This window comes from Pseudoalteromonas mucoides (assembly GCF_049257175.1).
Classification (GTDB): domain Bacteria; phylum Pseudomonadota; class Gammaproteobacteria; order Enterobacterales; family Alteromonadaceae; genus Pseudoalteromonas.
In genome coordinates, this window is record NZ_JBMMUC010000013.1 from 92895 (window position 1) to 115108 (window position 22214).

General features: G+C 40.7%; 18 protein-coding genes. 8 read left to right on the forward strand and 10 right to left on the reverse strand.

Annotated elements, in window-relative coordinates:
- The first annotated feature begins 134 nt into the window (after positions 1-134).
- From elbB to AAEU30_RS14900, 3 genes are all read left to right on the forward strand, one after another.
- Positions 135-785, forward strand: a complete 651-nt coding sequence (gene elbB, locus AAEU30_RS14890) for an isoprenoid biosynthesis glyoxalase ElbB (protein WP_421961157.1) — start codon at positions 135-137, stop codon at positions 783-785.
- Between the two features lie 432 nt (positions 786-1217).
- Positions 1218-1610 carry a c-type cytochrome gene (locus tag AAEU30_RS14895; protein WP_421961158.1) on the forward strand — a complete coding sequence of 131 codons (393 nt, stop codon included), beginning with the start codon at positions 1218-1220 and terminating at the stop codon, positions 1608-1610.
- 193 nt (positions 1611-1803) lie between these two features.
- Complete coding sequence (locus AAEU30_RS14900) at positions 1804-4380, forward strand: bifunctional diguanylate cyclase/phosphodiesterase (RefSeq protein ID WP_421961159.1); 2577 nt, start codon at positions 1804-1806, stop codon at positions 4378-4380.
- Here the strand turns inward: AAEU30_RS14900 and rep are convergent.
- The gene (gene rep / locus AAEU30_RS14905; protein WP_421961222.1) at positions 4377-6395 is read right to left on the reverse strand and encodes a DNA helicase Rep; all 2019 of its coding nucleotides are present in this window, start codon (positions 6393-6395) and stop codon (positions 4377-4379) included. The two genes, AAEU30_RS14900 and rep, sit on opposite strands and share 4 nt — an antisense overlap.
- A 114-nt stretch (positions 6396-6509) precedes the next feature.
- Here rep and ubiK point away from each other — a divergent pair, with 114 nt between their 5' ends.
- From ubiK to map, 3 genes are all read left to right on the forward strand, one after another.
- Positions 6510-6770 carry a ubiquinone biosynthesis accessory factor UbiK gene (gene ubiK / locus AAEU30_RS14910; RefSeq protein ID WP_421961160.1) on the forward strand — a complete coding sequence of 87 codons (261 nt, stop codon included), beginning with the start codon at positions 6510-6512 and terminating at the stop codon, positions 6768-6770.
- Positions 6771-6907: 137 nt separating this feature from the next.
- The gene (locus tag AAEU30_RS14915) at positions 6908-7114 is read left to right on the forward strand and encodes a ParD-like family protein (protein WP_087532680.1); all 207 of its coding nucleotides are present in this window, start codon (positions 6908-6910) and stop codon (positions 7112-7114) included.
- Positions 7107-7880: a type I methionyl aminopeptidase gene (gene map, locus AAEU30_RS14920; RefSeq protein WP_421961161.1), complete on the forward strand. Its 774-nt coding sequence runs from the start codon at positions 7107-7109 to the stop codon at positions 7878-7880. The genes AAEU30_RS14915 and map overlap by 8 nt, the downstream gene beginning before the upstream one ends.
- Positions 7881-7899: 19 nt before the next feature.
- On the opposite strand, the gene can is transcribed toward map, so the two are convergent.
- The 7 genes from can to ilvG form a co-directional block, all read right to left on the reverse strand.
- The gene (gene can / locus AAEU30_RS14925; protein WP_087532682.1) at positions 7900-8556 is read right to left on the reverse strand and encodes a carbonate dehydratase; all 657 of its coding nucleotides are present in this window, start codon (positions 8554-8556) and stop codon (positions 7900-7902) included.
- A 16-nt stretch (positions 8557-8572) separates the two neighbouring features.
- Entirely contained in the window at positions 8573-9751 is a 1179-nt protein-coding gene (locus AAEU30_RS14930) for a methyltransferase (RefSeq protein WP_421961162.1), read from the reverse strand.
- 32 nt (positions 9752-9783) lie between these two features.
- Complete coding sequence (locus AAEU30_RS14935; protein WP_421961163.1) at positions 9784-10836, reverse strand: ABC transporter substrate-binding protein; 1053 nt, start codon at positions 10834-10836, stop codon at positions 9784-9786.
- Between the two features lie 81 nt (positions 10837-10917).
- A complete protein-coding gene (gene ilvA, locus AAEU30_RS14940) occupies positions 10918-12468 on the reverse strand; it encodes a threonine ammonia-lyase, biosynthetic (RefSeq protein ID WP_421961164.1) in 1551 nt (516 codons plus the stop codon).
- Between the two features lie 2 nt (positions 12469-12470).
- Entirely contained in the window at positions 12471-14327 is a 1857-nt protein-coding gene (gene ilvD, locus AAEU30_RS14945) for a dihydroxy-acid dehydratase (protein ID WP_421961165.1), read from the reverse strand.
- 102 nt (positions 14328-14429) lie between these two features.
- The gene (gene ilvM / locus AAEU30_RS14950) at positions 14430-14675 is read right to left on the reverse strand and encodes an acetolactate synthase 2 small subunit (protein WP_421961166.1); all 246 of its coding nucleotides are present in this window, start codon (positions 14673-14675) and stop codon (positions 14430-14432) included.
- Positions 14672-16321, reverse strand: coding sequence for an acetolactate synthase 2 catalytic subunit (ilvG, locus tag AAEU30_RS14955; protein ID WP_421961167.1), 1650 nt, complete (start codon positions 16319-16321; stop codon positions 14672-14674). Before ilvG ends, ilvM begins: the two co-directional genes overlap by 4 nt.
- 594 nt (positions 16322-16915) lie before the next feature.
- Here ilvG and AAEU30_RS14960 point away from each other — a divergent pair.
- Positions 16916-17794, forward strand: coding sequence for a TraB/GumN family protein (locus tag AAEU30_RS14960; RefSeq protein ID WP_421961168.1), 879 nt, complete (start codon positions 16916-16918; stop codon positions 17792-17794).
- Between the two features lie 445 nt (positions 17795-18239).
- On the opposite strand, the gene modF is transcribed toward AAEU30_RS14960, so the two are convergent.
- Positions 18240-19685, reverse strand: coding sequence for a molybdate ABC transporter ATP-binding protein ModF (gene modF / locus AAEU30_RS14965; RefSeq protein WP_421961169.1), 1446 nt, complete (start codon positions 19683-19685; stop codon positions 18240-18242).
- A gap of 153 nt (positions 19686-19838) precedes the next feature.
- Between modF and AAEU30_RS14970 the strand changes: the two genes are divergently transcribed.
- Complete coding sequence (locus AAEU30_RS14970) at positions 19839-20456, forward strand: toast rack family protein (RefSeq protein ID WP_421961170.1); 618 nt, start codon at positions 19839-19841, stop codon at positions 20454-20456.
- A gap of 23 nt (positions 20457-20479) precedes the next feature.
- Here AAEU30_RS14970 and AAEU30_RS14975 read toward each other — a convergent pair whose 3' ends face one another.
- On the reverse strand, positions 20480-22201 hold the full coding sequence (locus AAEU30_RS14975; RefSeq protein ID WP_421961171.1) for a response regulator: 1722 nt from the start codon (positions 22199-22201) through the stop codon (positions 20480-20482).
- Positions 22202-22214: the final 13 nt, after the last annotated feature.

Consider the following 22214-nt stretch of genomic DNA (forward strand, 5'->3'; position numbering starts at 1 on the left):
AAAAAAGCATATACCGCGAGTTCGCTTTGCTACACTGGTATTTTGGAATAAATTTATTTTTATAATTCGCTGATCTCTATTTTAACTCTGCTGCATGCTAGACTGATCATATCAATTTCAAGGAGATCTTCATTATGAAAAAAATTGCTGTAATTTTAGCTGGTTGTGGTGTTTATGATGGTGCAGAAATAAACGAAGCAGTACTTACATTACTCCATATAGCCAAAGCCGATGCAAGCTATCAATGTTTTGCCCCTGATATAGAACAACTGCATACAATTAATCACCTCACAGGCGAGCAAATGGCGCCAAATCGAAATGTATTAGTCGAAGCCTCTCGTATCGCCCGTGGTGATATTAAACCAGTAACCGAGCTAAACGCTGAAAACTTTGACGCATTGATCATTCCAGGCGGCTTTGGCGCCGCTAAAAACCTTTGCGATTTTGCAGTTAAAGGAGCTCAAGCACAGATGAACTCAGATGTATTGCAAGTCTGTAAGCAATTTGCTGACATGGCTAAACCTGCAGGTTATATGTGTATAGCACCAGCAATGATCCCACTGATCTATCGAGCAGGTGTAAAAACCACCATTGGTAATGATGCTGACACAGCATCAGCTATTAACACCTTAGGCGCTAAACACATCAACTGCTCTGTGGATGAGATTGTTATTGATGAACAACATAAAGTAGTTACAACACCTGCATATATGCTTGCGCAATCTATATTAGATGCCGATGCAGGAATTGAAAAGCTAGTCAAAGCAGTCATAAAAATGTGTTAAACAATGAGTGAATTTTTTAACGACATTTTGCGCTAACGCAAAAAATGTCGTTTTTTCAAAATAAAAACAGCTCACAGCATTTTATAAATTGTGGCTAAGCGTTATACCCAAACCACCCCAAGATACAGAATTCAGCGTTTAACAGGTGCTTAATATCAAGGCGTTACTTTGCAACAATGGCAGTCCCTTTTAAGAAGTAACAACGCTGAGAGTAAGTGCCTGTGAAACGCCCATCGGGTTGGTTTAAAAGCGATTTATACTGCGTTATTGATTTTAACAAGGGAACAACCATTATTTGCAATCAATGCCTTGTCTAAATCGCTTTTAATTCCAACTGAAACTCGCATCTTGGGGTGGTTTGGGTATATAATCGTTCTAAATTCCGTCATCTATCGTGATTGATCACGTTCAAATCGAAGTGAGCAAGGCAAAATGAAAAAACTATCAGCAGCATTATTATTGCTAGCAACCACCGCATACGCACAGCCATATGATAACTCTATGACCGAAGATGCGATCAAAAAACGTATCGCACCAATCGGTGCCGTTTACTTTGAAGGCGATAAAGCAGCTGTTGCTGAAGTGCCAACAGGTCCTCGTTCTGGTGAACAAGTCTATCAAGCTGCATGTTTTGCATGCCATGGCACAGGTGCACTAGGCGCGCCAAAATCAGCTGAGGATTGGGCCCCTCGTTTAGCTAAGGGTGCACAGACGCTATTAGATCATGCTATTAATGGCTTTAATGCAATGCCTCCTAAAGGCACTTGTATGGATTGTTCTGATGATGAATTACAAGCTGCCATTGATTTCATGTCTAAAAAATAATACTTAATTATTTAGTTTAAATTCAAAAGGCTGGTTTTTACCAGTCTTTTTTGTTAGAGAAACTATAAATATTAATGTTTTATAGTGAATTATTATTATCTTCTTCTAATACTATTATCTACTTGACGATTAACCTAAAAAATGAAAATATGAGTGTAATAATTATACAATAAAAACAGTCGGTTTAACGTCAGTGGAAGATAAAGCAGCTTTATTACAAAAACTAGAGCATAAGAATGCCCGTTTATCCGCTTTAGTTAAAAAGTACAAGCAATCACATCACCTACAAAATGCCCTGATACAGCTATCAGAGCAAGCAAGTACAGTTGCCGAACTAAACCTACTTTATCCTGCAATACACAATATTTTGCAAGACTATGTACCAAGTAAAAGTTTTTACGTTGTATTATTAAATCAATTTACTAACACTCTAGAGCTATCCTATTTCGCCGATGAAAAAGACGGTATATCTATTCCTTTAAACCAAGATCATAACTTTAGTCAAGGTGTCACAGGTTATGTATTCAAGCAAGGTAAGACAACTTATTACCAAGGTAATGAGATGCAGAAAGCTGCTGACAAAGGGCATTTTAAATTACTTGGCTCACCAGCGGAACATTGGGTAGGTGTACCTGTTTATCGAGAAAAACAAATAATCGGTGTTCTTGTAGCACAAAGTTACGATAAAAAACAAAGTTATTCAGAGCAACAAATAGAGCTGCTTGAAGTCATGTCTTTATACCTTGCAACAGCAATTGAGCGGGTTAAAAAACGTGAATTATTAGAGTCTGAGGTAAAAATACGCACCCGTGCTCTTACGCAAAGTAACGAAGCGCTCAATCTTGAAGTTGAACAACATAAAAAAACGTTAGAACGTCAGCATATTCTGTTTAAAATATCTGAACTTGCCACCCAGAGCAAACATATAGAAGAAGTCTATCAGCAAGTTCATGAGATAATAAAATCAATAACTTACGCTAAAAACTTGTACATTGCTCTGTATGACAAGAAATCAGGCTGGTTAAACTTTCCTTATTGTGTCGACGAATTTAACCCCAATACCCAACCTCGCCCTTTTGCCAAAGGTTATAGCGAGCTAGTATTAAGTACTGAGAAAACGCAATTAATTGATTCAATCCGCGCTGAAAAGTTAATAAAAAGTGGTGTTGTTGAGCGCCCAGAATTAGTACCAGAGCAGCAAATAGCAACCAGCTGGTTAGGAGCGCCACTAAAAACCTCGCAAGGCGTTATTGGCTTAATTGTTTGCCAAGCTTATCAAAATAAGCATATTTTTAATCACGATGATTGTGAATTAATTACCTTTGTTTCTCACCAAATTGCGAGCGTATTACAAACACATTTAGCAAGCCAAGCAATAAAGCGTAGTAACCAAAATCTTGAGCATCGCGTCGCTGAAAAAACGAAAGAAATTCGCCAAACGAACATGCATTTGCAGATGCAAATAGAAGAGCGGAAAAAAATAGAACAGCAATTATATCACGATGCCCACCACGACTCGCTCACCGGTTTACCAAACCGCAGCTTGTTTTTGACCCAGCTTGAAAAAACCTTACAACACTACCAACGCTACCCTGAACAAGAATTTGCGGTACTGTTTATAGATTTAGATAAGTTTAAAGACATTAACGATCAACTCGGTCATCAAGCGGGCGATCAATTTTTAATTGGGGTGGCTGAATCATTTTCGCAATGTATACGTGAACACGATTTATTAGCGCGCCTTGGGGGTGATGAATTTGTTATCTTACTCACTCACCTAACAGAGCGTCAGCAAGCCGAAGATGTCGCAAAGCGCATAATTAAGCTTATGAAAAAACCATTTTGCATGAAAGGTATTTGTGTACAAAGTGGTGCCAGTGTGGGTATTACCTATTCAAAAACACATTATAAGCACACCGATGAAATTATTCGTGATGCAGATGCGGCTATGTACTACGCTAAAAACGCAGGTCGCAGTCGTTTTGAGTTTTTTCACCCGCTACTTAATGTGACTACCAACAATCAGGAGTTTGAGGCTAGCCATCATCTCGATGCATTACCAATGCATTTTCGCAGCTCTGAGATCATCACCCTAAATGAGCAATTTCAATCTGAAGTATTAATTGAAGCCTTTGGCGAACACCCTGTACTTGGCAGCACCAGCTTTGATATTTTAAAGAAATTTGCCGCTGACAAAGCACAGCAGCTAGAAGTTGAGTTACTCCTTTTAGATCAAGCTTGTAAACAAGCCCAAGCGGCTAATTTAGGCGTGGCATTATTACCTTGCTCTGCATTATTACTGGAAAAAATTGAGTTTCAAGCTTTGTGCTTAACCTTACAAAGCCAAATAAATAAAAAACAGCTTTGCTTATTATTTAATGAACAAGAAATTCGATATGCGTCTGCGGTACAAATAAGCAACCTTAAACAATTGAGTGATCAGGGCTATGCTATTGGCTTAAACGACTTTGCTAAAGATCGTTGCGAGTTAAACCTATTAACTGAACTTAACTTTGATTACCTGCTGCTCAGCTCAACATTTAGCAAGCGGGTATTACAACAACAAAGCTACGATTTACAATTACAAGGTGTATTAGCAATCACTAAAATCAAGCAAGTTAAAGTGATTGCAAAAGGCCCTTCAATTTTAAATTTTAGAGCCTTATTAGATACTCATGGCTTATCTTTATTTGTTGGTAAGCAACATGCAATTAATATGTTATCTCCTGCGGATGCAACTCTTGATAGCAGTGAGCAACAACAAAATTAGTTAGGCTTTTTTAACATAGCACGCAGGTTTGCAACGCGAGCTTGGCCCTTTTCCATTCTCTCAGCTTGCGTATTTGGTGCCTTTTTATTTTCAAACGCTAAATCATCTTGTGGCAACTCTTGCACAAAGCGACTCAACTCCGTTTGTGACGTTTCACCAAATTGACGGCGAATTTTCGCATAAGTCATGGTGAGCTCTTGTTGTGCACGAGTGATACCCACATACGCTAAGCGGCGCTCTTCATCGACATTTTCTTCGTCAATACTGACTTGGTGCGGCAGTAATCCTTCTTCCATTCCCACCATAAACACATACGGGTACTCAAGACCTTTTGAAGCATGTAACGTAAGTAATTGTACCGCATCACTTTCGTCTTCTTCTTCGTTACGTTCTAGCATATCGCGTAACGTTAACTTGCTCACTACTTCGGCCAATGTCATAGGGGGGTTATCTGCATCACCCGTAAGCATGTCGGTGATCCAACGGTACAGTTCAGAAACGTTTTTCATCCGCATCTCTGCGGCTTTGGCACTCGGTGAGGACTCGTATAAATAGGCCTCATAGTTAATTTGTCTTATCAAGTCTTTTACTGCTTCGAGCGTATCGCCCCGTACAGCGTTATCAGACAACTCAACCACCCAGCGGGCAAACCCTGCTAACGAATTTAAACCACGCCCTTTTAATCGATAGCTAAGGTCGTTATCAAAACAGGTAGCAAATAAACTCGCGTGTTTTTCATTTGCTAATGTCCCCAGCTTTTCAAGCGTGACTGTGCCTATTTCGCGACGCGGCGTATTCACAATACGTAGAAATGCATTATCGTCATCTTGGTTCACGAGCAAGCGTAGATACGCCATGATATCTTTAATTTCAGAACGAGAGAAAAACGACATTCCACCACTAATTTTATACGGAATGCGGTTACTCATTAATGATTTTTCAAACCCACGGGCTTGGTGGTTACCCCGATACAAAATGGCGTAATCTTTATAGCTTGTGCGCTTCATAAACTTATGCGAAATAATTTCCGCAACAACTCGCTCAGACTCATGCTCTTCGTCACGACAGCCAATTACTTTTATTGGCTCACCGTAACCTAGTTCACTAAACAGTTTTTTATCAAACTCATGAGGGTTATTGGCAATCAAAATATTCGCGGCTTTAAGAATTCGCCCTGCACTACGATAGTTTTGCTCGAGCTTAATAAGCCTAAGCCCTGGGAAGTCTTTACTTAACAGCACAAGGTTTTGAGGACGGGCACCGCGCCATGAATATATTGATTGGTCGTCATCACCTACTACAGTAAAGCGAGTACGCTCGCCTACTAACAACTTAACCAGCTGATATTGGCTAGTATTGGTATCTTGGTATTCATCCACTAGCAAATAGCGAAAACGCTGCTGCCACCGCTCACGAGACGTGGCATTAGTGCTTAATAACAATGTTGGGATCATGATCAGATCGTCAAAGTCTAATGCATTATAAGCACGTAATTGTGTTTGATAGCGCGCATAAAGTTGGGCAAACAATGCTTTTTGCGGTTCGCGAGCCTCGCGAATAGCTTGCTCTGGTAAAATGAGTTCATTCTTCCAGCTGCCGATTTGCATCTTCAATAAGTTAAGTAAGTCTTTATCTTTTTTCAGCTCATCTTCTGTCAAATCACCTAATAATTGATTGGTATCTTGATCGTCAAATAATGAAAAACCCGGTTTAAACCCTAAGGTTTTTAACTCTTTTTTAATGATCTCAAGGCCGAGAGTATGAAAGGTAGATACCCATAACCCTTTTGATTCTTGTTTACCGAGCGTTTGCATCACCCGTTCGCGCATTTCTTTAGCTGCTTTATTGGTAAAAGTAACCGCGGCTATATTGCGCGCTTGATACTCACACTTTTGCACCAAGTAAGCGATTTTATTAGTGATTACTCGCGTTTTACCAGAGCCCGCTCCTGCCAGCACTAGGCATGGGCCACTAATATATTTTACCGCTTCATCTTGTTTAGGATTGAGTTTCATAACGACCAAAGAGATTACATTAAAGACGGGCAATTTTAGCGTAATCACTACAATACGCCTAGCCAATAAGGTAAGATTAGTTATTATCATTTTACGCGACACCGAGGGATAGACATGATCAACCCAGCAAAAATTGAAGAAATCGCCAAGCAAATCTCAAGCAATATGCCACAAGGTGTAAAAAACCTCGCGGATACTTTTGAAGTAAAAACCAAGCAGGCTATTCAAAATAAACTAGCTGAAATGGACTTTGTCAGCCGTGAAGAGTTTGATGTACAAAGCCAAGTACTTATTCGTACGCGTGAAAAATTAACTGAACTGGAAGCTAAAGTTGCCTTATTAGAGCAGCAATTAGCTAATAAAGATGACGCTTAATTAACTTATCAAGCTCACTTTAAAGGCAGCATTCGCTGCCTTTTTTAATACCTGTAAAAAAACTTATACTTGATATATAGGCAAAACAATATACGCTATATATACAAAACATATATATATTACATATTGGCAGATTTATGGGCATTGTAAAAATTAGCGACGAACTGCACGAAGAAATTCGTAAAGCCAGCAGCACTATGGTTCGTTCAATCAATTCACAATCTGAATTCTGGATAAAAATAGGCATGCTTGCTGAGCTAAATCCGACAATGACTTACGCTGAAATTTTAAAACAACAATTGGCGCAAGCTGATGTCACTACGAAGGAATTTCAACATGAGTGATATCGTCATTAAAACCCCCGAACAAATTGCTTTAATGCGTGAATCTGGCCGTTTACTTGCTCAAGTGTTTACCTATTTAGATGAGCATGTGCAAGTCGGTATTACCACTATGCAAATTAATGATTTAGTTGAGCGCTATATTATTGATGAGCTTGCTGCGCGCCCTGCAAGTAAGGGACAATACGATTACCCATATGCATTAAACAGCTCTGTTAACGAGGTTGTTTGTCATGGCTTCCCCGATACTAAACGCATTTTAAAGTCAGGTGACATTGTTAATATTGATATCACCCTGGAGAAAAATGGTTATATTGCTGACTCAAGTAAAATGTACATGCTTGGCGATGTCTCACCATTGGCTAAGCGTTTGGTTGATAAAACCTACCAAGCCATGTGGCAAGGCATCAAGCTCGTAAAACCGGGAGTGAGGTTAGGCGATATTGGCAACGCCATAGCAAGCTTTGCTCATAGTAATGGTTATAGCATAGTTAAAGAGTACTGCGGACATGGCATTGGTGAACAAATGCATGAAGAGCCACAAGTACTCCATTATGGTAAACGCAATACGGGGGTAGAACTAAAAGAAGGAATGACGTTCACCATTGAGCCTATGATCAATCAAGGTGCAGCAAAGATAAAAACCAAGCCTGATGGCTGGACTGTCGTTACGCGCGACAAAAAACTATCGGCACAGTGGGAGCATACTATTGCTGTGACTGCTGATGGTTATGAAGTACTCACTTTACGCGCAGAAGAAAGCGCGTAAAGCCATAGCTAAAATAGCCTTATTTAATATTGCGCTCAAACACTCTTTTCGCTGCGCTTTTATAAGTATCAGCCACTTCATCGGCACAGGTCACTACTGATTCAAGATCGGTTAAATGGCCGTTTGCTAAACCATATACCCAACCATGAATGGTGAGTTCTTGGCCACGCTGCCATGCTTCTTGAACTATATTGGTGCGACAAACATTACGTACTTGTTCAATAACATTGAGCTCAATTAAGCAGTTTAAGTGCTCTTGCTCTGGCATTTCGCTTATATTGGTAATGTATTTTTCTTTTACATCACCCACATGACGTAGCCAATTATCAATCAAACCAAACTTAGCATCATTAAGCACCGCCTGCACGCCACCACAACCATAGTGACCTACCACCATAATGTGCTTCACTTTTAACACTTCAACGGCGTACTGCATTACTGAAAGGCAGTTATGATCGGTATGTACAACAACATTAGCTACATTACGGTGGACAAATAACTCTCCTGGCATTAAATCAACAATTTCGTTCGCTGGAACGCGAGAATCTGAGCAACCGATCCATAAGTATTCAGGGTTTTGCTGCATTGATAAAATTTTAAAAAATTCAGGATCATCTTTGCAAGTGCGTTCTGCCCAGCGTTTATTATTTTCGAATAAATTCTTTAACTTTCTCATTGCATCTCTTATCTATTTATAACGGTAAATTTGCTTGGATCAAGATATTGCGAGGCGTTAATTGCTTTTCACAAAATGTTTTCACAGTGACTTGATAACCTTGTTGTTGCAAATATAAAGCACGATCGAGCACAAGCCAAACTTCTATTGCTCTTCTGAACACATGTCGAACCAGTTCAATACGCTCCGTGACCTTTTTGCGCATTTGCCCCTTTAATAAAAAATAATCATAATCAATATCTTGCGGTATTTCTAATGACTTTTTTTCAGCTGCCCATGCACAAAAAGCTTTAAATGAACCTGAGAACATAGCCTTGTTTACCGACGGTACACTGACATAGTTAGTAGAGTCGGTAATAGCCTTGCGCATCGCATCAAAACCAAGCCGCCACTCAACTTCAGTTTTACGCACTTTTGCCACTCTTGAAGGTGCGGTGACGGTTTCTTGTAAAGCTAGTTTTAGATCTCGATGACGCAACATTAATTCACTTTGCTTTGCAGGCTCACTCATCGCTAAATAAGCATCATCAGTAAAAAGGTGATAGCAACAAGGTGATAAACTGATTTGTTGTGTTTGAGCACGACAAGCCTGCTGCATAAAGCTCTGATGCAACGCACCACAGGCATGCAGTGCAACCGCATGCTGTTGTTGAGTAAAGTGGACTGACACATCATCTTTTAACACGTCAGCCTGACTAAAGTGCATCGCAAGGCCTTGCTGCTGCGCGCTACGCTGACCTTGATCGCATAAATGTTGTTGAAGCTCAATACTGTGTACATTCGGCGCTTGATTAAATGCCAGCATTCGCCCTAAATGACCTTTACCTGCACACCATTCAAGTACCGGTTTGGTTTGCACACCCAATGCCGCAACAAAATCTTGTAACTGCTCAAACTTGCGTCCTTTAATACCGTTGCTGATCCAAAAAGGATAATCTGTGCGTGCAATTTGCGCTGTTGATATCGCACATAAATTAGCAAGTTTTTCTAAATCATTAATAAACGGGCTAAAGAAGGTATAAAGTGCATTTTGATCGCTATCCAGCTCAGTAACTTGTTGATCAGTTAATGCTTCAAGAGTCGGAGTCAGCTCTGGCCAAGGCAGTTCATCGTAATCAAACGCGGTACATTGCCAAAATTGGCGAGTCGATAATAAGAGAGTATCTAAGGCTGTAAACTGCTCAGCAAGGGTCATAAAATTTTGAACGATGAAAAGTATTTGCCTTATTATACGCTTTTTTTCAGCATCAAGCGTAGGTAAAGCGGGATAGATAACACACTAATAATAATGGCCGCTATCAACATCCACGAGAGCCGTAGTTTTTTAGGCTTCTCATATTGGTAAATAAAGCCATTTTTCACTTCATCAAAACGATCCTGCTCTATATTGTATAAATCAGCTATTAATCGCCATTTAGCCATCGACATAGCCCCTAATTTAGAACCGGGCGGAGAAATATAATCAATTAACACTTCGGCTTCGTAGCTGAGCTCTTGATGACTTTTATCGTTCGCATAATACTTTGCGGTAACCGCAATTGATTCATCTAAGTTCATCATTGCGTAACGCCAGCCTTTTAAGCTTGCTTGATAAAAGTTTTCAACCGTTTTAGGGTGCTGCACTAGCATGTTTTCTGTGGTGTAGAGAATATCGCTATAAACGTTAATGCCGTACCTTTGCGGGCAAATTAAACGATGCTCAATCCCCTGCTGTCTCATAATAAAGGGTTCATTAGTAATATAAACCTGCATCGCATCTAATTGATCATTCAACCATTGATCTGTTTTTCCATTACTTAAATAGGCTGGCAATAACAGGGGATCAACGCCACTACGTTCAAGCATGACCAATAACTCAGCATTTTCTTTGCGACTAATAGAGCTAATACGTTTATTGAAAAAGTCTCGAGGATGAAAAATATCGGAGCTTTTTTTTACCATCCAACAATAAGGAGAGAATTGTAAAATAGCAGCCATTGTCACCAAGGGCTGACCATCAATACGATGTTGTAAAATACCCGAGTGGCCCACGCCAAAGTGTGCTTGGCCCGCGAGTACTTTACTAAAGGTGTCTGGCTCACTTACATCTGCGGCTGTTATCGTTACATTGAGCCCAACATCTTTATAAAAGCCTTTTTGTTGGGCCATATAATAGCCAGCAAACTGAAACTGATGTGACCATTTAAGCTGTAAGGTGACATGCTTCGTCTCAGCCTGTGCTATGTTGCAATGTAATATACCAACTAGGCTAATTGCTGTTATAAACCCTTTAAGTAGCAATATAAATACCTGAGGGGTAATTAGTCATTACTAATAACTATAGATAAAATTATTAATAAGGCAATTATCCGCAGGAGATCCTTAATTATTTGCAGCTTGTACGGTATTTAGTGGCGGTTGCGTTGTCAAAAACTGAGTAAAACATGGGTTGTTTGTCTCATCTTGTACGCTATAGCCCAAGCGGTTTAGATGCTCATTAAACACCTCAAACTGACTTGGCTCTATCGCAAAACCAGCAAGTACATTGCCCATTGAGCCACCGTGGTTACGATAATGAAATAAAGTAATATTCCAGTTACTGCCCAATGTGTCTAAAAAGCGTGCTAGCGCACCGGGATACTCAGGAAACTCAAAGCGTAATAACCGCTCTTGCATTTGCTCTGGCGCTTTACCACCGACCATATACCGTACGTGTAACTTAGCCAGCTCATTATCTGATAAATCACAAAATTGATAACCGTTCGAGGTTAAATCGCTTTTCAGTTCATCAAGCTCTTGTTGACCTTGACGCAGGGCAATGCCAACAAAAATTTGTGCTTCGCCAGGGCCTGCATAACGGTAGTTAAACTCAGTAATTGCTCTGCCGCCTAGAGATGCACAAAACTGCTTAAAACTGCCTTTTTCTTCATTAATGGTTACCGCAAATAAGGCTTCATTCTTTTCACCTAATGCTGTTCGCTCTGCAACATAGCGTAAACGGTCAAAGTTTAAGTTAGCGCCAGACAAAATAGCGGCTAAATGCAGTCCTTTATGGCCACTTTGCTGACTCCACTTTTTCAGACCTGCAGTTGCAAGTGCGCCAGAAGGCTCTGCGATAGCACGGGTTGAAACAAAAATATCCTGCATTGCAGCGCATATTTCATCGCCACTGACTGTTACCACTTCATCGCAAAATTTTTGCGCTAAACGAAAGGTTTCACTGCCGATGATTTTAACCGCAACACCATCAGCAAAACTACCAACGCGATCAAGCTCTACAGGCTTTCCTGCTGCAAGGGCTGCTTGTAAACAAGCACTTTCGTCGGCTTCAACACCTATGACTTTAATGTCAGGACGTAACGACTTAATATACACCGCCATTCCCGCAAGTAAGCCACCGCCACCCACCGGAATGAACACCGCATCAAGTTGATTAAGCTGTTGCATTAGTTCTCGCGCGACAGTGCCTTGACCCACAATCACATCTGGGTCATCAAATGGCGGAACAAACACCCCATTACGCTTTTCGGTAAGTTCTAGGGCATAAGCTTTAGCGGCATCAAAGTGGTGACCATGTAACACCACTTCACCACCTAAAGCACGTACTGCATTTACTTTAATTTCAGGTGTGGTAACAGGCATGACAATCGTGGCCTGATGCCCCAAATGCGAAGCACTCAGTGCCACTCCTTGGGCATGATTACCCGCAGAGGCTGTGATCACCACAGACCCTTTAGGTAATTTTGCTAATTTATTATACGCGCCGCGAAGTTTAAACGAATAAACAGGCTGCTGATCTTCGCGCTTTAGCCAAACATGATTGCCGAGACGCTCACTCAAGGTAGGCATTTCGCTTACCTCAGTGACTTTTGCCAGCGGCTCCATATTCGCTTGAATAATAGCACGAAAATAATCGAGCTCTTGAGAAACCATAATTAGCTAAGCTCCTCCAGTTTGGCCAAATCACGCACGGCACCTTTATCAGCACTGGTTGCAAGTAGCGCATACGCTTTTAACGCTGATGATACATAACGGTCGCGGTCAAGCGGCTTATAGGCTTGTTTGCCACGAGCCAATTGTTTTTGTTTACGCGCTTCAAGCTCTTCATCTGTTAATGCTAAAGTGATTTCACGACTGGCTATATCAATAATAATTTTATCGCCGTTCTCAACATAGGCAATTGCACCACCACTTGCCGCTTCTGGTGATACATGACCAATTGATAAACCTGAAGTCCCCCCAGAAAAACGACCATCAGTGATCAAGGCACATTTTTCAGCAAGACCTTTTGATTTCAAATAACTGGTTGGGTAAAGCATCTCTTGCATACCTGGGCCACCTTTAGGACCTTCATAACGAATAACCACGATATCACCAGCTTTTACTTCGTCATTTAAGATACCTTCCACCGAATCATCTTGTGATTCATACACTACAGCTGTACCTTCAAAATGCAGCATTTCGTCAACCACGCCAGCACTTTTAACAATACAGCCATCAAGCGCCAAATTACCCGAAAGTACAGCCAGCCCGCCATCTTGACGAAACGCATGTTCAACACTGCGGATACAGCCATTTTCGCGGTCGTTATCGCCTTCATCCCAGCGACACGATTGACTCATTGCTTTAGTCGTACGGATACCTGCAGGCCCTGCACGATAGAATTTTTGTGCGGCTTCGTTATTTGGATCAGTGGCATCCCATTTTTTAACCAGTTCACCCATGGTCATACCGGCAACATGGTTTACAGACAAGTCAAATAGGCCAGCTTTGCCTAGCTCACGTACGATTGCCATCATGCCTCCAGCACGGTGTACATCTTCAATATGATACTCAGGCGTTGCCGGTGCTACTTTACATAAGAAAGGCGTTTTACGAGATAATTCATCAATATGTGACATATCAAAATCAACACCCGCTTCTTGGGCAGCGGCTAATAAATGCAGTACGGTATTTGACGACCCGCCCATTGCGATATCAACCACCATTGAGTTCATAAACGCCGCTTTATTGGCAATGGAACGCGGTAATACATCGTGGTTATCTTTTTGATAGTACTCTCGGCATAAATCGACAATACGCGCACCGGCTTCAACATACAGCTGTTTACGGTCTTTATGTGTAGCAAGCGTAGTGCCGTTGCCTGGCAGTGCTAGACCTATCGCTTCTAATAAACAGTTCATTGAATTCGCTGTAAACATGCCTGAGCACGAACCACAGGTTGGGCATGCTGAGCGTTCAACTTGTTCTGAGTCGGCATCGCTTACAGAAGTATCAGCACCTTTGACCATGGCATCAACGAGATCGAGTTTAATATCAATATTAGCAAGCTTAGTTTTACCCGCTTCCATAGGGCCGCCTGATACAAAAATAACCGGAATATTTAAGCGTAATGCCGCAAGCATCATTCCTGGTGTGATTTTGTCGCAGTTTGAAATACAGATCATTGCATCGGCGCAGTGGCCGTTTACCATGTACTCGACAGAGTCGGCGATTAAATCACGCGAAGGCAATGAATAAAGCATGCCGCCGTGTCCCATAGCTATGCCATCATCAATGGCGATAGTATTGAATTCTTTTGGTACACCACCGGCTTGAGTGATGGTTTCGGCCATAAGTTCGCTGAGTTGGTTAAGATGCACGTGGCCTGGTACAAATTGCGTAAATGAGTTCACAACAGCAATAATTGGTTTACCAAAATCGGTGTCTGTCATACCTGTTGCGCGCCATAATGCACGGGCACCTGCGCGTTTTCGACCTTCTGTTGTAGTTGCACTTCTTAATTTAGCCATAGTTACCTCAGTGTTTGCAGCCGCAAGGCTGTTCCTCATTCTTTAATTTTTTTTACTGTTAGAGGGGAAGTACCCTCTAACCCTGTTGATTTTTTATGCAAACTACATTGCTTGCTGTTGCTGTACGCTTTGTAGCATCACCTGCTTTACGTCAACTAATTTAGCCAGTTGTGTTGTTAGTAAGTAGACTGGTTTATCGCTATCGACTGTCATTTCTACTTGATAGTGGCCGTCGTCCAGGTTGAGCTGAAAATGGGTTAAATCAAAACCACGATGACGCACGACACGCAAAAAACGCTCAACGGCCACACTCTGGTTTTTTAAAGTCACTGTTAAACTGTGTTTCATTTTGCACTCTCCGTCATCATTTCATCGTTAGCAGCACCTGGTGGTACTAATGGCCATACATTTTCTTTATCATCGATACAGGCGTGTACTATGTACGGGCCTGTGCTGTTCACTAATGCTGTAATTGCATCATCCACTTGATTAGCGTGGGTAATTGTTTGCCCTGGGATACCAAATACTGCCGCTAACTGCACAAAATCTGGGTTATCTGATAAGTTTGTTTCACTGTAACGGCCATCAAAAAACAGCTCTTGCCATTGGCGCACCATACCTAAACGTTGGTTATCCAGTATTAATATTTTTACCGGTAAATTATTACGGCGAATAGTTGCCAGCTCTTGAATGTTCATCATGATTGAACCATCACCAGAAACGGTGATAACAAAATCATCTGGGCGTGCTACTTGTGCACCAATTGCTGCGGGTAAACCAAAGCCCATTGTGCCCGCACCACCACTGCTTAAATGATTACTCGGATGGCTAAATTTCATATGCTGTGCAACCCACATTTGGTGCTGACCTACATCACAACAGACTACGCCCGTTTTAGGCATACGCTGACTAAGTTGGTTTAGCAAGTACGGTGCAAATACTTTTTCACCAGGGTAATCATAACGCCACGCATGTTTAACCATCATCTCTTTACTGTGCGCTAACCATGCTTGTGGTGTTACAAAACACTCAAGTTGCGGCAACGATGTTTTTAAATCTGCAATTAAAGATGCTTTAGCAGGCTTTCGCTTACCTACTTCGGCCACATCAATATCTAAATGAATCACCTTTGCTTTGGCTGCAAACTTACTTAAATTACCAGTTACACGGTCATCAAAGCGAGCACCTATGCATACTAGTACATCACACTCTTGTACCGCTAAATTTGCAGCTTGACCACCATGCATACCTAGCATGCCTAAGTCATATTCATAATCGGGTAATACGCTGCCTAATGCTTTTAATGTTGAAACAGCAGGCATTTGCGTTTTTTCTAAAAATTGCATTAACTCATTTTGTGCACCGGCACTTTGTACGCCACCACCAACATACGCTACAGGTCGTTTAGCTTCACTTAATAACTGATTTGCAATAGCCACTTGGTTTAAATCTAACTGAGGTAAATAATCATCAGCAGCCAGCCAAGGATGAAAAGGCACTTGCGCTAACTGAATGTCTTTTGGGATATCCACAAGCACGGGCCCTGGACGGCCACTTTGCGCAAGATGCATGGCTTCTTGTAAGATTTCAGCTAAATCTTCTGCACGTTCAACCATATAACTATGTTTTGTGCACGATAACGACATACCTAACACATCGATTTCTTGAAAAGCGTCAGAGCCAATTGCTGCTGTAGGTACTTGCCCTGTGATTGCTAGAAGTGGCACGGAGTCCATCATAGCATCAGCAAGGGCTGTGATTAAATTCGTTGCGCCTGGGCCTGAAGTAGCAAAACACACGCCTAACTTACCTGTACTACGCGCAAATCCTACCGCAGCAAACCCTGCACCTTGCTCATGACGAGTCAAATAATGCTTCACTGGCGCACCATACAAGGCGTCGTAAATTGGCATGATGGCACCACCGGGGTAACCAAATACTTCATTTACGCCATGCTTGGCTAATAAATCGATTGTTAGTTCTGCGCCTGTCATTAATAAATCCTCATTCCTCAGTGACATTGTGTGCTATTACTTTCTCTAAACCTGAAACTAAAAAGCCCCCCGACTGGTTAAGTGCGGAGGGCTTTTATAATGCTTTACAATATTTAAAGCACTAAGTAGCCCCCGCGGTAATAATAATCACCACGACGTTAATAAGGACTAGGTTTAGTGCGTTTGTAAGCATGTAATAAATACCGTAAATTTGTTTAATTAGCGCAGGAGCGTTTGCATCCTCGCTGTCTTTATCTATTAGTACCGCGATGCCCGTGTTAAGTCAACCCTAAAAACAATCTAAAAAAGCTTGTAACAATTGAATTTACTGGTTTAAAAATTCAAAATATACAAAATTACGAATTGAATTTTCAAATATAGCCATTTATTGATAATTCATACCTAGTAATAACCATTTCGCGGTTTGATTCATTTTTAGCATAACTTGAATAAACTTTTGATATATTTAAATGATAAAATCTCAAATAAGCTATATCAGAAACAAAAAGCATTTTGCAATAAAATAACAACTACTCGCTTAACCCCACAATTTGGGTATATGATAACATTAGCAACTCAGCAATAAGGATAATTATGAACTTCACGCAGCGTATCAGTAGCTACTTTATTTTAACGGTTTTATTTACACTCAGCTTTGCCAGCCATGCAGAGCCTGGTTTGTGGCAACTTGAAAAAAATGGCGTTAAGTCGTATTTATTTGGTACCGTCCATGTTGGCGATAGCAGCATGAAAGGCCTGCCGAATAAAGTAACCAAAGCCATTGATGCCACTGACAAAGTGATTGTCGAAGTAGACATTAGTGCAATTAGCCCTCTAGAAATGCAACGTCGTTCAATGCCCTTTATGATGCTAAAGAATGGTAAAACCCTAAAAGGTGAGTTATCCGAGCAAAACTACGCAAAACTGAAAGAGTATTTCAGCAAAAAGTCGATTGATATAGCTATGTTTGACGGCCTTGCACCGTGGGCTGTGATGGTCACTATGATGCAAATGGAGTTTCAAAATGCTGGTTTTTCTGATCAAACTGGCATTGATAAGCAAGTACTTGCTTACGCTAAAACTAAAAACAAGCAAATTGGTGAACTTGAAACATTAGAGTACCAAATGGAAATGTTTAACCATATGTCACTGCTAAGCAATGAAATGATAGAAGAAACCTTTGAGCAACTGGCCGATGTTGAAACTTATTTTATTACCTTGGTCGATGCGTGGAAAAATGGCGATATGGACACTTTAACCAAGTATTACAACGAAAGCTTTGATGACAGTAACTACGGCGAAATCAGCGAACAAGTTATGCTGGTTGAACGTAACAACAATTGGGTAAAAGAACTCACCCCACGCCTAGCTAAAGAGCAATTATTTATTGCCGTAGGTGCCCTGCACTTACCTGAGCAACATGGTTTGTTAAAACAGTTTAAAGAGCAAGGTATTACAGTAACTCGCCTGTAATTACTCACAAATAAACAACTCATCCGCTTGGCTAGCAATAGCCAAGCGTCCCAGTTTTATGCTCCCCTCCTCATTTCCTACTCTTTGTTAAAAGTGTTCAAGTGAATTATTCACAAAGAGTTTAAGAGGCGCTGCGCTTTAGAGGAGAACACCATGCAGTGCTTTTTTCGTAGGCATAAAATAAATTGCAAGGTGAGTGTGTAGAGCTGGAGGCTACATACCTCCGGCCACCTGATTATATTTTTATGCCATCGCAAAGTTAACTGCGTGGACATTACTCAAGTTAATTATCCCCTCTCTTCATAACTAGGGGGTAGCAATCAACACAGCTTTGGTTTTAAACATTCACTGTTGGCTTTCGTTGCTCTCAAGCCAACCTCCGGCGGTAAATTTAACACCAAGCTGCTCTGTTTTTCCCTAGCCCCTAACACCTAGAACCTTTACTTTACCTAAAATTTTCCATTTTTAAGTAGTGTTCTATACCCGCTATTTTGTCGTTGGCGTGGTGATTTACATAAATAACCGTGCTGCTTTGTGCGGCGCAGATTTTTTCAATCAGTAGTAGTACGCGCTGCCGATTTGCTTCATCCAGCCCTAAACAGGGTTCGTCAAGAATAAGTAAAGTTGGGTGCTTAACCATAGCTCTGGCAATCAGTAACATGCGCTGATCACCAAACGATAGTTGTGTGAACGCTGTATTTTTATAATCAGTTAAGCCCAGTAACTCCAGCCACCGTTGTGCGGTGTTAATTTCGCTGTCGCTAGCTTTTTGGTAAAGCCCGATACTGTCATAAAAGCCCGATACGATAGTGTTTAAAGCAGACGTACTAACTCTGTAGTCCATATGTAACGCATTTGATATATAACCAATGTGCTGCTTTATCTGCCAAATACTTTCGCCACTGCCACGCTTAAAACCAAATACCTCAATATCATTGCTGTAGCACTGCGGGTTATCGCCAGTGATCAAGTTAAGTAAACAGGTTTTTCCTGAGCCATTTTGACCACTGAGCTGCCAGTGTTGATTGGCTTTGATTGTCCAATCCAAGTTACTAAACACAGTTTTATTCGCATAGCTTACTTTTGCTTGGCACAGCTTTACTAATACGTCACCGGTGAAAATCGGCGGACTGTTTGCAGGGTCTTTTTCAGGGATGGTTAAGTCTGTATGTTGTAAATGCAGCAGTTTAAATAAGTCATCTCGCTGTGCATCGTTTGGCTGAGCTAATTGGTGCTGCAATTGGCCATCAACCACGTAGCCATAATGGCTGATAAAATTAGGCGTTTCATCTAAACGATTCAGCACAAACACCATGGTTATACTACTACTAAGCTGCGCTAAAATATCATTAAGCGCTGCAGTACTGGCAGTATCTAAGCCATCAAAGGGTTCATCAAGTACTATAAACTCAGGCCGATTACTCAATGCTTTGATCAACATAAGTTTGCGTGTTTCACCGGTTGATAAAGCTCGCAAGCGCTGGGTTAGTAATGAAGAAAATGAAAAGATATCGATTAACTGCTGGCATAATTCATTATCAAAAAAGGCGCTATCTGCATTTTCAAAAATGATATCTTTTACAAGCCTAGCTGCAATTAAGCCATCGGTTATGTCATCTTGATTTTGCAGTAACTCAGCATTAATTAGCTGCTTTTGCATATCTGATGAGACCAACTCCATACGCTCAAATGTACACTGTCTATCGCCCGTGATCAGCTGCGCATAACCGAGTAAAACTGCTGTAATGGCAGACTTCCCCGCGCCATTACCACCAATTAACAACCAGTGCTGACCGCTTTGTACTTGCCAGTTTAAATTATTAAGTTGGTAACTATTTTGCCCTTCACCTTGTAGTTTAGCAGTTACTGTTTGTAGTTGTATAAATGCCACCAGCAGCCCTCTTTATCTTTGCATAAACTGAAAATACCCGACAAATTATTACTTGGCTAGCTTTTCCTCCGATAAAATTATTTGTTTTGCTTTAAACCTTTTATGACCCCCTTGCGACTAATTAATAAATACATTCAAACAACAGGTAACGTTATGAAAAAAGTTTTATTATTAACTGCATTTACAGTATTTATGAGTGCTACTGTAAACGCTAAGGTTGAGCACGAAATTAAACGCAACTTTACAGTTGATACTCAGCAAACACTTGATATTAGCTTTCCGGTAGGCAGTCTTGAAATTAATACCCATGATGGCAATGAAATAAAAATATCTATTGAGCTCGAAGATAAAAACAACGGTTGGTTTGATAATACAGATAACCTTGATGAGCTAACCCTTGATAGCAAACAAACAGCAAGTGAACTCACATTAAGCTTGGATAACGACGACGTACAGCAAAACTGGTTAGTGAGTGTTCCACGTAGTTTAGCGGTTAATGTAGACTTAGGTGTTGGTGATATTGAAATTAATGATTTTACTAACAGTGCAGACATTGAAGTGGGCGTGGGCGCCGTTCGTATTGATAGCCAAAGTGACGACTACAAATACATTAACCTTGATAGTGGTGTTGGTGATACTCGTATTTCAGGCTTAACAGGTGATGCTAAAACCAGCCGTAAAATGGTCAGCTCTGAAAGTGAATACTCTGGCAATGGTACTCACACTATTAAAATTGAAGTCGGTGTCGGCGATATAAAAGTAAAACACTAACTTTTGTAATACTCAATCCTTGGTTAGCCCTTATTTAGTACATCTATAAGGGCTTTTTTAATGGTGTCATTGTTGATTGGTTTATAAACATGCCCATCGGCTCCCAGCTGATAAGCCTTTTCTAAATCAGCTTGTGAGGTATTAGCCGTAACAACAATAATGGGGGTTGCTAAATTTAGCTCCTGACGAATAATATCTATCGCTCGAAAGCCGTCCATAACAGGCATATTCAAGTCCATAAAAATTACATCATAATTACTGTCTGCAACTTTATCCGTTGCAATTAGACCGTTCTCGGCCAGATCCGAGGTATAATTAATGGCTTTTAAAATGCCATTTAAAATCATCGCATTTAATGGATTGTCTTCAACTACTAGGCAATGCAATTTATGCGGTAATTGGCTAGTCTCCCCCTGCTCCTGAGTGATACAAACAGGCAACACAATACTCACCAAAGCGCCCGTAGGCTCTTTATCTATAAACTCAATATTTGCATTTTGCGCACGTAATATATGCTGCACTCGCGCTAACCCCATTTGCATTCCTTGGAAATGAGTATCTTGTATTTCTACCGGTGTCGATAAGTAAGGGTACTGCTTAGAAAAACCAATACCGGTATCACTGACTGTGAGTAAGAGTTGCTGTTGATTAGGCAGCGATGCTGAAACAACCACTTGACCGACTTTGGTAAATTTAAGCGCATTGTTAAGTAATTCACCCAATACTTGTTGTAAACGGCGATGATCTAACTCAACTGTGCAATTAAGCTCTGACGATAAGTCCTTAACTAGCTCAATGCTATTTTGCTGATAGCTAAACTGGTAGGAATGAATAACCGCTTCAAGGGTTTCTAATAAATTACTTTTAACAGGAGTCAGTTGCCACTGCCCAGAACTGAGCAATTGAGCTTCGTGTAGTTCATCTAAAATATTTAATAAACGGCTTGAGCAATATTGTGCTTGCTGCTTTAGTGTATGCTGGCTTGTACTAGTTTCTAATTCATTAATTGCATTTATAAGCCCTTGTAACGGGGTTCTAAACTCATGGCTTGCTCTTGCAATAAAACGCTCTTTAGTTTTACTAACCAATTCTGCATGTTGTTTTTGTTGCTGATATTTATCTAAAGTTGTCATGATATGCTTTTCCATTGGTTGAAAAATAAGTTTCAACTCAATGAATAATAAACATAACGTTACCAGCCAGAACCCAAGTTCAATATATGAAATTAAGGTAACTTTATCTTTTGCTTGTTGTTCGAATAAACTAACGGCCTTGTCTAACTGCTTGAGAAATATCTCAACCTCATCAACCTCAAACTCCTCAGGAATTAAAGATAGGTCATTTGATTGCAAAAATAATGCTACTGCGGCATAAAATTGTTCACTTTGCTCAGCAAGCTTACTCTCAGGTGAAAAATAATGGCTAATAAGCGCATCATCTAAATATAAGTACTCTCCTGACTCTGCTTTTTTTATTAAAAAATGATGACCATATTTGAAATCTCTTGCGGCTTGCTGCAGTGACTTTTTATGCTGCAAAGTATTGTGATGGTGCATTGTGTTTGCATACCACGCAATCTTTTGTGAGAGCATTCGTTGCTTACCCGCCACATTAATTACTTGAGCATCGTCTTTTTGAATTGAAATTAAAGATTGCAGAAGTAGCGCTGTCGCACTGCTAAGAATGGCAATAGCCAATAAAGCCAAGCGGTATCGCGATCGAATATTAGCAATGACTTGTAACATAGCGCCCCCATAA